Source organism: Terriglobia bacterium (genome assembly GCA_020073185.1).
GTDB lineage: Bacteria > Acidobacteriota > Terriglobia > Terriglobales > Acidobacteriaceae > JAIQGF01.
The window spans coordinates 17,254-30,457 of the sequence record JAIQFT010000013.1; the positions used below are offsets into that span (position 1 = coordinate 17,254).

Annotated in this window: 14 protein-coding genes; 10 read left to right on the forward strand and 4 right to left on the reverse strand. The window is 62.0% G+C overall.

The annotated features are described in order from the left end of the window. Positions 1 to 9: 9 nt before the first annotated feature. The 5 genes from LAN64_06325 (at position 10) to LAN64_06345 (ending at position 2,731) form a co-directional block, all read left to right on the forward strand. Positions 10 to 246, forward strand: coding sequence for a DUF6364 family protein (locus LAN64_06325; protein MBZ5567450.1), 237 nt, complete (start codon positions 10 to 12; stop codon positions 244 to 246). Next, positions 236 to 673, forward strand: coding sequence for a PIN domain-containing protein (locus LAN64_06330; GenBank protein ID MBZ5567451.1), 438 nt, complete (start codon positions 236 to 238; stop codon positions 671 to 673). Before LAN64_06325 ends, LAN64_06330 begins: the two co-directional genes overlap by 11 nt. A 314-nt stretch (positions 674 to 987) precedes the next feature. Then, the gene (locus LAN64_06335) at positions 988 to 1,860 is read left to right on the forward strand and encodes a YihY/virulence factor BrkB family protein (protein ID MBZ5567452.1); all 873 of its coding nucleotides are present in this window, start codon (positions 988 to 990) and stop codon (positions 1,858 to 1,860) included. A 22-nt stretch (positions 1,861 to 1,882) separates the two neighbouring features. Then, the gene (locus LAN64_06340) at positions 1,883 to 2,197 is read left to right on the forward strand and encodes an antibiotic biosynthesis monooxygenase (GenBank protein ID MBZ5567453.1); all 315 of its coding nucleotides are present in this window, start codon (positions 1,883 to 1,885) and stop codon (positions 2,195 to 2,197) included. Positions 2,198 to 2,422: 225 nt separating this feature from the next. After that, complete coding sequence (locus tag LAN64_06345; protein MBZ5567454.1) at positions 2,423 to 2,731, forward strand: PilZ domain-containing protein; 309 nt, start codon at positions 2,423 to 2,425, stop codon at positions 2,729 to 2,731. A gap of 34 nt (positions 2,732 to 2,765) precedes the next feature. Here the strand turns inward: LAN64_06345 and LAN64_06350 are convergent, their stop codons facing one another. Together LAN64_06350 and LAN64_06355 are read right to left on the reverse strand one after the other, a co-directional pair. Then, the gene (locus LAN64_06350; GenBank protein MBZ5567455.1) at positions 2,766 to 3,662 is read right to left on the reverse strand and encodes a rhomboid family intramembrane serine protease; all 897 of its coding nucleotides are present in this window, start codon (positions 3,660 to 3,662) and stop codon (positions 2,766 to 2,768) included. A 33-nt stretch (positions 3,663 to 3,695) separates the two neighbouring features. After that, a complete protein-coding gene (locus LAN64_06355; GenBank protein MBZ5567456.1) occupies positions 3,696 to 5,126 on the reverse strand; it encodes a M28 family metallopeptidase in 1,431 nt (476 codons plus the stop codon). Between the two features lie 189 nt (positions 5,127 to 5,315). Here LAN64_06355 and LAN64_06360 point away from each other — a divergent pair, with 189 nt between their 5' ends. The 3 genes from LAN64_06360 (at position 5,316) to LAN64_06370 (ending at position 6,398) form a co-directional block, all read left to right on the forward strand. Continuing rightward, complete coding sequence (locus LAN64_06360; GenBank protein ID MBZ5567457.1) at positions 5,316 to 5,510, forward strand: hypothetical protein; 195 nt, start codon at positions 5,316 to 5,318, stop codon at positions 5,508 to 5,510. Then, the gene (locus tag LAN64_06365) at positions 5,497 to 5,922 is read left to right on the forward strand and encodes a hypothetical protein (protein ID MBZ5567458.1); all 426 of its coding nucleotides are present in this window, start codon (positions 5,497 to 5,499) and stop codon (positions 5,920 to 5,922) included. The genes LAN64_06360 and LAN64_06365 overlap by 14 nt, the downstream gene beginning before the upstream one ends. Before the next feature lie 104 nt (positions 5,923 to 6,026). Then, complete coding sequence (locus LAN64_06370; GenBank protein ID MBZ5567459.1) at positions 6,027 to 6,398, forward strand: carboxypeptidase-like regulatory domain-containing protein; 372 nt, start codon at positions 6,027 to 6,029, stop codon at positions 6,396 to 6,398. 103 nt (positions 6,399 to 6,501) lie between these two features. Here the strand turns inward: LAN64_06370 and LAN64_06375 are convergent, their stop codons facing one another. Then, the gene (locus tag LAN64_06375) at positions 6,502 to 8,400 is read right to left on the reverse strand and encodes a 30S ribosomal protein S1 (GenBank protein MBZ5567460.1); all 1,899 of its coding nucleotides are present in this window, start codon (positions 8,398 to 8,400) and stop codon (positions 6,502 to 6,504) included. A gap of 392 nt (positions 8,401 to 8,792) precedes the next feature. Here LAN64_06375 and LAN64_06380 point away from each other — a divergent pair, with 392 nt between their 5' ends. Beyond that, positions 8,793 to 9,281 carry an HIT domain-containing protein gene (locus LAN64_06380; GenBank protein MBZ5567461.1) on the forward strand — a complete coding sequence of 163 codons (489 nt, stop codon included), beginning with the start codon at positions 8,793 to 8,795 and terminating at the stop codon, positions 9,279 to 9,281. Positions 9,282 to 9,312: 31 nt separating this feature from the next. On the opposite strand, the gene LAN64_06385 is transcribed toward LAN64_06380, so the two are convergent. Continuing rightward, complete coding sequence (locus tag LAN64_06385; GenBank protein MBZ5567462.1) at positions 9,313 to 9,465, reverse strand: hypothetical protein; 153 nt, start codon at positions 9,463 to 9,465, stop codon at positions 9,313 to 9,315. Between the two features lie 401 nt (positions 9,466 to 9,866). On the opposite strand from LAN64_06385, the gene LAN64_06390 reads away from it, so the two are divergent. Then, the gene (locus LAN64_06390; protein MBZ5567463.1) at positions 9,867 to 13,199 is read left to right on the forward strand and encodes an HYR domain-containing protein; all 3,333 of its coding nucleotides are present in this window, start codon (positions 9,867 to 9,869) and stop codon (positions 13,197 to 13,199) included. The last annotated feature ends 5 nt before the right edge of the window (positions 13,200 to 13,204 follow it).

Sequence of the window (13,204 nt, forward strand, 5' to 3'; positions counted from 1 at the left end):
ACTGTTTATGTGCCAAACAACAACGTCACCCTGACCATGGATAAGGACCTGTTGCGCGCCGCCCGCAAGGTCGCCCTCGACCGCAACACCTCGGTCAACCAGTTGGTTCGCGACTTCCTCGCGCAATTAGTTCGCGAATCCGGTCGGCAGCAGGTCGCGGCCGAGCGCATGGACGAGTTCTTCAAGCGGCATCGCATTCGCATCGGCCGTCGCACCTGGACGCGCCAGGACCTGCATGAGCGCTGACCCCGCGGAAATCTGTTTTGTGGATACGAATGTCTTCGTCTATGCGTTGACGGAAGATGATCCGGTCCGCTCCGCCAAGGCACAACAACTGATCGCCCGATTACGGTCGACGCAATCGCTACGCACCAGCACGCAGGTCTTGTCGGAATTGTTCGTGACCTTGACGCGCAAGGTGCGCACGCCCTTGTCTCCCGCTGCCGCTCTGGAATATCTCGACCAGATTGCCGCATGGCCGGTTATCGCGCCCGACTACAGCGCGATCCGTGACGCTTGCCAACTCAGCGCTTCCGCCAAACTTTCGTTCTGGGACGCCCTCGTTGTGGTCGCGGCTTCCCGCGCCGGCGCCACTCGTTTATATTCCGAGGACCTCAATCCCGGCCAGAGGCTTCTCGGGGTTGAAGTCGTGAATCCGTTTCGCCCCGCCTGACTCTCGACCGCGCACAAGCTCATGCGCAGGAACGCAGGCTAGCACAAGTTCGCAGGTCTCGATGAGTGATGGAGCGATGGTTCGCGGCCCGGGATGCTAAACTGAGGCCCGCGCGACGATTTAGAATGGAGCGAGGGGCCGGGCATCCGCCCCCCTTGCTGTAGGGTCCGGGTAGCAGAGTTCGCTATTCCCGGAAGCGGCCCCGAGCCTGTAAAGTACGCCGATAGCGGAGGAATACGGTCGGCATCGCGATTGAAATCCCCGAGCAGGGTCGGTCGAGTGAAGGACCGAGTGGGCCGGCCCGCGCCTCGTTTGTGCTCAAGCTGCTGAAGAACGTGCGCCTTGCTATCTGGCGTGGTTTCATTCACGACGCTTTCGGTGTCGCCAAAGGCGGCGCTTTTTCCGCCATCCTGACACTTTTCCCGGCGCTGATGGTGATCGGCGCCATCATTGCCACCCTGAAGAACAGCGCCGAATACATGCGTGAAATCTCCCGCGCCGTCTACCAGATCCTTCCCCCCAGCGCCAGCGGGGTAGTGCGCGCGTTTTTCGAGTCCACCCAGGGGAAGTCGGTGCCCGTGCTGATCGCGGCCTCTCTCATCACGCTCTGGACCGCCTCCGGGGTAATGATTTCCTGGATGGAAGGCTTCCGCAACGCCTACCAGTTTCCCAAGGTCTGGGGGGTGGTGAAGGAAAGGTTGATCGCCTTCGGGCTGGTAATCATGGCCGGTCTGCCGCTCACCTTCGCCACCGTTTTGGTCGCATTCGGAAACGAGATCGAGCTGCGCGTCATCGCCAGCCTCGGCCAAGATTTGGGGCCGTATGTGCTCTTCGTGTGGACCAGCCTGCGCTGGGTAATCGCCATCTTGACCAGCGTGGCCGTGATGCAGTTGGTTTACCACAACGCCGTGCCGCGCACCCTGAGCTGGCATACCGTGCTGCCGGGCGCAGCGCTGACCACCGCCATCTGGTTTCCCGCCACCATCGCCTTCGGGTGGTACGTCCGCCACTTTGCCGCTTACAGCTTGTTCTACGGCTCCCTGGCGGCGGCGATCGTCCTGCTGATCTGGCTGTATATCATCTCTGTGATTGTGCTGGTCGGCGCCGAGTTCAACGCCCTGCTCTATCCGCGGATGGTGTCGGCCAGCCAGAATACGGCTCCGAATCGGCCGGCGGGCCCACGCTAATTTGGTGATTTGGTAATCCCACATGGCCGAAATCCTTTCCATCGCGCACATCAGGGTCGACGAGGGCAAGGAGCAAGAGACGCTCCAGACCCTTTCCGAGTTGTACCTGCTCATGCGGCGCAAGGGCTACAGCCGCGACCTGCTGTATCGCGACGTGAAAGAGCCCAGCCGCCTCATCAACCTGCGCTATTGGAAGTCGGAAGAGATGCGCGAAGCAGCCCACGAGGATCCCGGTGTCCACCACCTTTGGCAGCGTCTCTCGCAGACTTCCCAGGTGGTATCTGTGATTGAGAAACTGGAGGTGATCGAGGGCAGTTGGTCGGCCGGCGCGCCCTGATCCCGCTTGCAGCACCCGCCGTCAAATCACGTGCACTGCGGCGCCCCGCTGAGGCCGTTACTGCTTCCGCCCTGTAAGAATTACACGCCGCAGCACCGGGTGTTTGTGATAAATCATTGTTGGACGGTCGCGAGACGTGGCAACAGCAGTGCACCAGAAATGTGACCGCTGTCGCGGTTATCCGCCCCGTTGTATAACTGCAGAATGCAGGCGGGGTTGATGCCTATGGAACAGAGACGCCACCCACGCTATAAAGTCGAGGCGCCGATGTGGGTCTGGAGCATCTCTTCCGACTCTGCCCGCGCCATTCCCGGACACTGCGTCAACCTCAGCGAGGGCGGCACCGGCGCCATGATTACCGGGCCATGGCAGCCCGGGCAGGTCGTCAGGATGCAGTTGAACATTTCGGAAACGCAGTCGATTACGGTCGACGCCCGGCTCTCTCATCGCAGCCGGCATTACTGCGGCTTTGAATTCCTCGGCGCCAGCGAGGTGGTGGTAGCCCAGGTCAGGAACGCCTGCGCCGTCGCCTGAGACGTCCTCGACTATCCGTTTTACCTGAAGGATATTAATTTACCCAGGGCGGACGCCGTGCTTCGCCGTTGCTCTTATCGTCAGGTGGAGGGTAGTTGCCATACTCGTCGGCGCGGTCGTGCCTGCGCATATACACCTCGAACCTACGCGCGGCCCGACGCCGTTTCCAGCGATAGTAGGCGTTGCGAATCCCGAAATATCGCTCCGAGGCGCCGAACCTCAGCCCGCCGCGCGGCAGGAAGCGCACGTAGACCCACCCCAGCAGCGCGCCGCCCAAGTGGGCAAAGTAGGCCACCGACTCGCCCCGCCGTCCCGGTCCCATGCCCTGGAACGCGCCTGCCAGCGAGATAAACAGCAGGATGCCGACCAGGTACTTCGCCTTAATCATGAAAGGCAATGGAAAGAGCATGAATTCCTGGTCGCCGTGCAGCACCGCAAACGCGACCATCACGCCGTAGATGGCCCCCGACGCGCCCACCGTCACCGTCAACGGCCCAATGCCCAGGAACCCGAACCCCGGCGCCGTGCCCAGGTACGAAATGCCGACGGTCACCAGCGCCGCCGCTATCGCGCAGTAAAAGTAGAACTCGAAAAATTGCCGGTGTCCCCAATCCCGTTCCAATTGCGAGCCGAACATCCACAGCGTCAGCCTCTTGAACAGCACGTGGAACAGCCCGATGTGCAGGAACGAGTAAGTCACCAACTGCCAAATCCAGCCGTGCGCCACGGCGACGGGAATCAAGGCGGCCAGTCCCGTGATCGCGCCGGCCAACCCCGGCGCCACCGCGCCCAGGATCAGCATCAACAGGTACACCGAAGCGTTGGTGATCACCAGCCACTTCACGGCGCGCGTAAAGGGCGGAAACCCCAGGCTGAGGGCACTGCCGTATCCGCCACGACCGCCGCCACCCCCATAACTTCTTATCGTCAAATCAACACTCCTTTGTCGGCGTAAGATCCGCGCTCAGTTGGGCCGGGGCAGAACCACCAGGCTGCGGTGCCCCTGCGCGTCCACCGCGCGCACGCCGAAGATGCCATTATCCTTCGAACGCGGCACGGTGAACTGCTTAACATTGCCCGCCGGAACCGCCTGTTCCCAATCGGGCGAGGTGGTCGGCCGCCACACCACCTCGTAACTGGCGGCCCGCCCGTCCGGCGAAGCCTCCCACATCAGCGTGGAGTCGTTTTCCAGCTTCCGCACCTCGATGCGTACGTTCGCGGGCGGCGCCGGCGCCGAGGCTAGCGTTGCCAGCGTCGCCGCATTCAGCCGCGCTACGTTGGCCAGGTACGCGTAGTCCACGAACTTTGGCAGGTCTCCATATTCGATGCCGTTTTCCGTGCGAGGGTTCTGATGTTGATGATGGTAATTCTCGTGATACTCGGTGATACGCACGGCCGCGAATCCCTGCCGGTTGAACGACGTGTGGTCTCCACCACGCAGGAAGCGGTCGGGACGGAATACCAGCATCGGCTGGAACGACGCCAGCAGGTACTGCGCGCCCGCCTGGCGGATGTAACGCGCCTCCTCGCGTGAAATCGAATCGCTTTCTGCTCCGAGGGCGCGGATGCTTGCAATCGCCGGCTGATTCGCTGCCGTCGCGGGCTGACTGGACGTACCGCGCTGTCCCACATCCACCAGCGGAATGCCTTCGGAAAAGACCCGCACCATGCTTGCGTCCTGCCCCGGACTCTGGTCGCCGCCCACGATGTCGTTGTTCAGCACCGCCTCGATGTTCCATCCCTGCTGTTTCGCCATCTCCGCGAAATGCGCGCTGCCGAGCAGTCCCTGCTCTTCTCCGGCGACGGTCAGAAAGATGATGGTCGCGGGAAACTTGTATGTACTGAGCACGCGCGCACATTCCAGCGAGACCGCGGTCCCGCTGCCGTCATCATTGGCGCCGGGCGCGTCCGCTTGCGTGTCCTGATCGTTGCTCGGACGGGAGTCGTAGTGGCCCGTCACCAGCACGATCCGCTGCGCCGCTGCCGGGTCCGTCCCGTGCAACACGGCGTACACGTTCACGATCTCCGTCGGCTGCGGAATGCGTGGCCCGGGTGGGGCGGTGAAGACGTCGGTTTTGACCTCCAGGCACCCGCCGCAGGCCTGCGAGTAACGCTCGAATTCCGCCTTGATCCACTCCCGCGCCGCCACCACGCCGCGTCCGCTCTGCGCGCTGCCGGCGGCAATCGTCAGCCGCGTTCCGAAGTTGACCAGCTTTTCGATGGTCGCCTTCATCTGCGCCGCCGAAACCTGCTTCAGCGCCGCCGCGATCTGCGCATCCACTGGCGCCGCCAGTGGCTTGGGCATGCCGGAGCGCTCTGCGGCCGCGGCATTCTCCCGTCCCGCAGGCGCTTTCGAGGCGGACGACTGGGCAACCGTCGTGCCCGTCACAGCCATCACAATGACGCCCACAACTATCGCGACACGAAATGACGTAAGTTGGCGCATGGTTCCCTCGGCGGCGGGCATTACCAAAGATGGTTGACGCTGCCCGCAAGAAATTCTAAATATTAACAGGTCGTGGGGGGCTCAGGAGGCGCGGCCGTCGTGCGCGCCGAAGCCCGGTTTGCTGGGAGGGCACACACTATGGTTCTCTGTCCCGAATGTGAAAGTGATCTTGACATTGAAGCCGACGAAGTGGACGAGGGCGAAATCGTCTCCTGCCCGGAGTGCGGCGCCGATTTTGAGGTCGTGACCACCGATCCGCTGGAACTCAGCCCTGTCTCCGAGGAGGAGGACGAGGAAGAAGAGGAGGAGAGCGAAGACGGTGATTACGCCTGATCGCCTCCCCATTCGCCGGTTCTTGTGCCCGGTCGCGGCGTTGGCGTGCTGCCTCGCGGTGCTGCCGTCGCACGCTCAAAGCCAGTCCTCCGACAAACAGCTTCGCAAGGATTACGCCCTGATCTTCGGCACCGTTTGGGACCGGGAGGATCATCCGGTGTACGGCGCAATCATCAAGATTCGCCGCGAAGGCGAGAGGAAGCCCCGCTGGGAGCTGATGTCCGACCGCAGCGGCGAATTCGCCCAGCGTGTGCCCACCGGCGCGGCGGTTTACGTAGTCTGGGTGGACGATACTCGCAATGTCGTTAATCCCCGGGTTATCAGAAGAAAGCTGAAGCCCGGCCAGGCGGAAACCAAGGTCCACATTGAAAGTGATGAGCGGTCCGACATCAGCCTGCATCTAACAGAATAAGCAGAACAAGAGCTCCGTTTTGGGGTTTGTATTGACAGGCGGAGAAAGGTGCCGTTGGCGGCTGCGATGGAAGCTGAAACTCGCACCGGAAACTGGAGCTACCCGTGAAGAAGCTTTGGCTCATCGCCGCATTGGCAGTGTTGCTGTCGGGGACGCCAATGGTTCGCGCCCAGGCGATCCACGGCGGCGACGCGACCTCCGACAAGGAATCGCAGGTGCGCGCGCTCACCGGCGAGGTTATGGATTCCCGCGACCAGCCGATCGCCGGCGCGATTGTCTACCTGAAAAACACCAAGACCATGGCGGTGAAAACCTACATCGTGGGCCAGGACGGTGTGTATCGCTTCAACGCACTCTCTTCCAACGTGGATTACGAAGTCTATGCCGAGCACAACAACAAGAAGAGCGACACCAAGACGCTGAGCTCCTTCGACTCGCGCAAGACCGCCTATATCAACCTGAAGATAAAGGGGTGACTTCCTCCGGACTCGAGGACAAAGAGGCGCCGCGCTGCAGTTCTATACGCGCAAGAGGCCAGCGCTTCCGCCGGGCTGGCTAATCCTCGGTACTCACTCCCAACTACTGGTTATCATTCCCCGCGCGCTTCCACGACATCAGCTCTTCCAGCGTCGTCGTGGAGCTGGAAACCGGGTGCTTGTAGGCCTCGACGTCGGCGCGCGTCGCTTCCTCGCCTACGGCGCGGAGGCTCAAGCCCACCTTCTTCTCGCCCGGATTCATCTTGATGATCTTGAAGTCGAACTCCTGCCCGGGCTCAAGCTTCACCTGGGTGCCGTTCTTGTCCACCGCCTCAGAGTTGTGGCACAGGCCCTCGACTCCCTCCGCGATTTCGACGAACGACCCAAACGTCGCCACCCGCAGCACCTTGCCGTGCACCACGTCGCCGATGCGGTGCTCGCTGAAGAACGTCTCCCAGACATCGGGCTGGAGCTGCTTGATGCCCAGCGACAGCCGGCGGTTCTCCGGCTCGATGGCCAGCACTACCGCCTTCACCTTGTCGCCCTTCTTCAGCACTTCGGAGGGATGCTTTACGCGCTTGGTCCAACTCAAATTACTCACGTGCACCAAGCCATCGATCCCATCCTCGATCTCGATGAACGCGCCGAAGTCGGTCAGGTTGCGCACACGGCCTTCAACCGAGGAGCCCACCGGAAACTTCTCGTGCAGCGTCTCCCACGGATTGGACTCCAGTTGCTTCAGCCCCAGCGAGATCCGCCGCTCGGCCGGGTTCACGTTGAGCACCACCGCTTCCACTTCCTGATTCACGTTCACAATCTTCGAGGGATGCTTCATGCGCTTGGACCAGGTCATCTCGCTGACGTGCACCAGTCCCTCGATGCCCTGCTCCAGCTCGATGAAGGCTCCGTAATCGGTGATGCTGATCACGCGGCCCTTGACGTGCGCCCCGATCGGATAGCGCTGCGCCGCGTCCAGCCACGGGTCCGGCGTAAGCTGCTTGAAGCCCAGTGAGACCCGCTGCTTTTCCTTGTCGAACTTCAGAACTTTTACCTGGATCTGATCGCCGACGTTGACCAGGTCGCGCGGATGCGTCAGCCGGCCCCAGCTCATGTCGGTGATGTGCAGCAGGCCATCAATGCCGCCGAGGTCCACGAAGGCCCCGTAGTCGGTTAGGTTCTTGACCGTGCCGGTCATGACCGCGGCTTCGTGTAACTGCTCCAGCGTGTGATCGCGCTTTTCGTTCAGGTCTTCTTCTAGGAGCTGCTTGCGCGAGACCACGATGTTGCCGCGCTTCTTGTTCAGCTTGATCACTCGGACTTCCAGCTCCTGGCCCTTCATGCCGTCCAGGTTGCGCACCGGACGCACGTCCACTTGCGAGCCGGGCAGGAACGCGCGCGCGCCGTGGATGTCCACCGTCAGACCACCCTTGATCCGCTCCACCACGATGCCCTTGATCGCGGTCTTGTCGTTGTAGGCTTTTTCGATGTCGTCCCAGGCACGCAGGCGCGACGCTCTCTGGTGGGAGAGCTTGGTGTAGCCCTCCTCGGTCTCGCCCTTCTCGATCATGACGTCGATCTCTTGCCCGGGCTCGACCCTCACGTTGCCCTCGTGGTCCTGGACCTCGGCAATCGGAACTAGTCCTTCAGACTTAAAGCCAACGTCGACTACGACGTGGGTGGAGGTGATCTTCAGGACCGTGCCCTTGATTACCCGGTCCTCGTGGGTGGCCTGTTCGGCCGCTTGTTCGGCAGTAAAGTTTTCCAGTGCGGTTGCGAAGTCGTCCGTCATCTCTTTTTCGTTTCGATTCGTCGGCCCAGAAGCAGGCCGGGGAGGATTTACAGCGGAAGCCTCAACCGGAGTCACAACGGTTGCGGTTGGTTCGGTCTCGCCGGCCGGCTGGTTGGGCGGTTCGTTCACCGCGGTGTCCGCCGGCTGCGAGTGGGATGGAACTTCGTCGTTGTGGGCTGTGCGCTCGTCAAGAACCATAATTCTTCCACCCATCGCACACGGAAGCGCGCACATGGGGACCACGATTCCTTGCAGACTGCTGGCGTGGGTCGTCGGGGTGATTGGCCCGCAATCGGGCTTGGACAATCCAGCTGTCGCGCCCTCTGGTGCGGCTGACGAACCAGGGGGACTCTTCGACAACTATAGCAACCGCCCGCAAACAGTGTCAAACGCCCGCGGGAATTTTTCCTCTTGACGAAAATAAACTCCGCCACCAACTGCAAGCAGTGTTGCAGCCCGCCTCCGACCCGGCAAGGTCATTTCGCACATCCGCCTGTGACGCCGCGCACGCGCCGGAAGGCAAGCAAGTATTAAGAAGTCGGAGGTAAGAAGTGGGAAAGCCTTGCGAATGATGTATAAATTGTGTTCACTTCTGACTTTTTGCCATGGATTACCTCTTCACCCCCTGGCGTTTTGCCTACATGGCCAGCGTCCGCAAGACGCCCGGCTGCCTCTTCTGCGAAAAGCTCCGGGAAACCGACGACCGGCAGGCGTTCATCATCCACCGCGGCGAGCACTGCTTCATCATTCTCAACATCTACCCCTACACCAGCGGGCACGTAATGATCGTTCCTTACGAGCACGTGGACGAATTGCGGAAGGTCTCGCCCGCCGCGGCGGCGGAAATGATGGCGCTCTCCCAGCGCGTGGAATCGGCACTGCGCGCGGCCTACAAACCTGACGGGATCAATCTCGGTATGAACATCGGCGCTGCCGCCGGCGCCGGCGTCGCCGGCCATATTCATATGCACGTCCTGCCGCGCTGGATCGCCGACAGCAACTTCATGTCAACCGTCGCCGAAACCCGCGTGGTTCCAGAAGACCTCGCGACTACTTGGGAAAAACTGAGGCGGCAACTCGAGCTACATGCCTGAAGCACGGAAACTGGGCTACGGCGTAGTTTGCCTATTTCTTCTTCAACAACCCGCCCAGCATGCCGCTCAAGCCCTGTTGACCCAGTTGCTGCTGCTGTGGTTGGAGTGAATTGACCAGGCCGCCACTCACCATGCCGGCCACATCCGGCACGAAGACCGGTGACGATGCCGTTCCCTGGATCATGAAAGGGATGTTTCCTCTGGCATCTTAGAGGCCAGATCGAATCCGGTCAGACGCGCGTTCGAGACTTTCAGATCGCCAGTCGTCACCATGAGAACCTGAATTACCTCGACGTCAAAGCGCGCCTGGATAGCGTTGTTTTGCTGGTTTTCAGCTAATCGGTTCTAGTGCGTGTGCCTGTGGCCTTCAGGCGTTTGCGTGTTTGCCGGGCCCGATGCCCGCCCCTGTTTGTCTCCTGCAGTTACCAAGGACCTTGGCCGGACGGTCACGGTAGCGAGCGTTCTCTGTAACTTGCAAAATTGCCCGTTACCAAGGTCAGTTGTTCCGGTTACCTCCATCGCCTATAAACGCGACTGAGCACAATCCCTCCCCCTCGGGTCAAATGCAACGCATGGAGGTATGTCGTGCTCCGATCCTTTGCAGTCAGAGTTCTTCTCGCACTGGCGCTGTTGCCGGCTAGCCCCGCCGCCGCCCAAGTCACCGCCTGGGACGCGGCGCGCGATTTCAGCGCCGCCCAAAATCCCAATGGACAATGGACCTACGGCTGGAAAGCCTCGCCTTCCGCCAGCCTGATCTCATTTCCGACCTACGAACAAACTTTGGTCGCCTATCCCGGACGCGATGCATGGCAGGATCTCAGCCGGAGCAATCTGCTCGGCGTGTACCACAACGCCGTCGGCGTCACCGGCGACATCCCCGCCGGGATGCTCATGCTGCAACCGGATCCGCTGGGAGAACTCGCGATCGCTGAGTGGACCGCGCCCGCTGACATGTCGCTGCACGTACAAGGAATGTTCCAGAGCCTGGCCACCGCCGATTCCCAGGTGACAGTCGTAAGTAGCGTCAGCGGTACGCGCTTCAGCGGCACGGTAAACAGCACGACTACGACCTCCGCCTTCGGGCTGTTTCTGAACGTCGCCGCCGGCGAAAAGATTGATTTCGTGGCTTCCGGCGGCGCTGCCGGGGTCAACGTCGTCGTCAGCACGTTGAGCGTGGTCGGAAACGCCACCATCCAGAGCATCGCGCTTGCGGACACCCGCTTACGCGTGACCAGCAACGCCCAGGGTCAGGTCGGCGGTGCCTGGACCTTCACCAAGCAGCGCTTCGGCGACGGTTTTGACACGACATTTCTTTTCCAGATTTCGCAGCTGACCAACGTAGGCGCCGATGGCTTCGCGTTTGTGATTCAGAACTCCTCCACGACGGCGCTTAGCGCCAGTGGCGGCTCTCTCGGCTACGACGGCATTCCCGCTAGCCTCGTCATTGAATTCGACACCTTCCAGAACACTCAGCCGGGCTGGAATGATCCCAACAGTAATCACATCAGCGTTCACACCCTCGGTATCAACCCGAATTCCGCGATGGGAACCGCTGCCATCGGCTCCACAACCTCGATTCCCAACTTGAAGGACGGCAAGTGGCACCTCATGCACATGCACTACGCCGTGCAACCGCAGCCGCAACTCTCCCTTTACCTGGACAACGTTGCCACGCCGGTATTGCAGGTCGGGGTGAACATCGTTTCCCAGCTGCAGTTGTCGGACGGCGCTGCTTGGGTGGGATTCACCGGCGCTACGGGCGGCTACACCGAGGTGCACGACATCCAGAACTGGCACTTCCTCAGCTATGACCTGCACACGCCCGTCTTGACTTTGCCGGCGAACATGACCGTCGAAGGGAACATCCTTGGCGGTGCGACCATGACCTTCACAGCCTCTGCGGCCGATGTCGTGGATGGACCTCGCCCGGCCACATGCACCCCCGCCAGCGGCAGTGTTTTCCCAGTGGGCGACAGCGAGGTGCAGTGCTCCTCAACCGATCTTAGCGGCAATACCGCCAATGAAAGCTTCGTGGTCACCGTGACCGACACCACTCCGCCGACCGTCGTCGTCCCGCTGACTGTCAGCGCCTCCGCGCCGGACCGCAGCGGCGCGCCCGTGAGCTACGTCGCAACCGCCAGCGACATCGTGGACGGCGCTATCGTTCCGGCGTGCTCTCCGGCTTCCGGGAACGCTTTTCCACTAGGAACGACCCCGGTTACCTGCAGCGCCACCGATCATGCCGGCAATAGCGCGTCGCAAAACTTTTCGGTGAACGTCACAGATCAAACCCCGCCGGTCATCAGCGGCCTGGCCGATCTTCGACTCGAAGCTGCCGGCCCATTCACTACGGTTTCATGGCCGGGGGTCTCGGCAACCGACAACGTGGATGAAACCGTTCCCGTCGTGTGCACGCCTGCTTCCGGCTCGCAGTTTGCGGTCGGCAGCACCACTGTCCAGTGCAGCGCAAGCGATGCGGCCGGCAACCGCCTCAGCGGGTCGTTTGTCGTGACCCTGCAAGATACGACACCATCTGCGATCACCGGAATGCCGCCGAACATGACGGTCGAAGCCACCACCGCCACCGGCGCCGTGGTCAGCTGGCCGGCGCCGACCGCGACGGACCTGGTCGACGGACCTGTGCCTGTGACCTGCGTGCCCGCGTCGGGGTCCACCTTCGCGCTGGGCCCGACTGTCGTCACCTGCAGCGCGACCGACGCCCGCGGCAACGCCGCAAACAAGGCCTTCAAAGTCACCGTGCAGGACACGACTCCGCCCGCGATTACTGGCGTTCCCGCCAATCTGACTCTGGAAGCAACCGGGCCGTCGGGCGCAGTCGCGGCCTGGTCGTTGCCCACGGCGGCCGACCTTGTGGACGGCCCGGCGCTCGTGACCTGCGCGCCTGCATCCGGTTCCACGTTCCCGTTGGGATCTACCACCGTCGTCTGCTCCGCTGCCGATACGCATGGCAACAAGAGCACGAGGAGCTTCAGCGTCACAGTTCAGGCCACGACTCCACCCGTGATCTCCTGCGGAAAGCCGGATGGACTGTGGCATGCGGCTGACGTGGCCATCGCCTGCACCGCCCGCAGCAACGGACCTGGCCTCGCCAATGCTGCCGATGCTTCTTTCGTCTTGACTACCAGCGTGCCCGCCGGCACAGAGACGGCGAGCGCCGCGACCAACAGCCACACGGTATGCGATCTCGCCGGCAAATGCGTGATCGCCGGACCGAGCGTCGGTAATTCCGTGGACAAGCGTGCGCCCGCGATTACCATCGCCGCTCCGGCGAAGGCGGCCTACGCGTTGCACCAGCCCGTTCCGGCTTCCTATGCCTGCGCAGACGGCGGCTCGGGTGTCGCGGCCTGCAACGGCCCCGTCGCCAACCGCGCGCGACTCGATACCGCGTCCGCCGGAGCCAAGCAATTCACCGTCCACGCCAGCGACAATGTCGGCAACGCTTCCAGTTCGTCCGTCAGCTACAGCGTGGGCTACAAGCTGTGCCTGCTTGATCGCCTTCAGCCGAAGCCGTCGGGCAGCACCATCCCGGTGCGCCTCGAGCTCTGCGACTATGCCGGGCACAACGTATCCTCGCCCGCACTGGTCGTGGTCGCCGCGGGTGTCGTCGACGCGAACGGAGCCGCCATGCTGCTCCAGGCTGCCGGCAATGACAATCCAGGTCTGCACTTCCGCTACATCGGGGCCCGTACCTTTGGCGCCTACGGGTTCGAGTTGAAGACGAAGGGGCTTGCTCCAGGAATCTACCGGCTCCTTGTCCGGGTTGGCGGCGATTCCACACTGTACCCAGTGACATTTCTTATCGGTCACAGCAACCATCGCAATCGTGATCGCGACCGCGATCACGACCGTAACGGCGATCATGACGGCGACCGCGACGACGGTCACCGGCGTAGGTAGTGCTC

Coding starts and splice junctions, on each gene's coding strand:
- LAN64_06330 (MBZ5567451.1), top strand. CDS start 236: ATGAGCGCTGACCCCGCGGAAATCTGTTTTGTGGATACGAATGTCTTC.
- LAN64_06340 (MBZ5567453.1), top strand. CDS start 1,883: ATGGCCGAAATCCTTTCCATCGCGCACATCAGGGTCGACGAGGGCAAG.
- LAN64_06345 (MBZ5567454.1), top strand. CDS start 2,423: ATGGAACAGAGACGCCACCCACGCTATAAAGTCGAGGCGCCGATGTGG.
- LAN64_06355 (MBZ5567456.1), bottom strand. CDS start 5,126: ATGGCTGTGACGGGCACGACGGTTGCCCAGTCGTCCGCCTCGAAAGCG.
- LAN64_06360 (MBZ5567457.1), top strand. CDS start 5,316: ATGGTTCTCTGTCCCGAATGTGAAAGTGATCTTGACATTGAAGCCGAC.
- LAN64_06375 (MBZ5567460.1), bottom strand. CDS start 8,400: ATGGGTGGAAGAATTATGGTTCTTGACGAGCGCACAGCCCACAACGAC.
- LAN64_06380 (MBZ5567461.1), top strand. CDS start 8,793: ATGGATTACCTCTTCACCCCCTGGCGTTTTGCCTACATGGCCAGCGTC.
- LAN64_06385 (MBZ5567462.1), bottom strand. CDS start 9,465: ATGATCCAGGGAACGGCATCGTCACCGGTCTTCGTGCCGGATGTGGCC.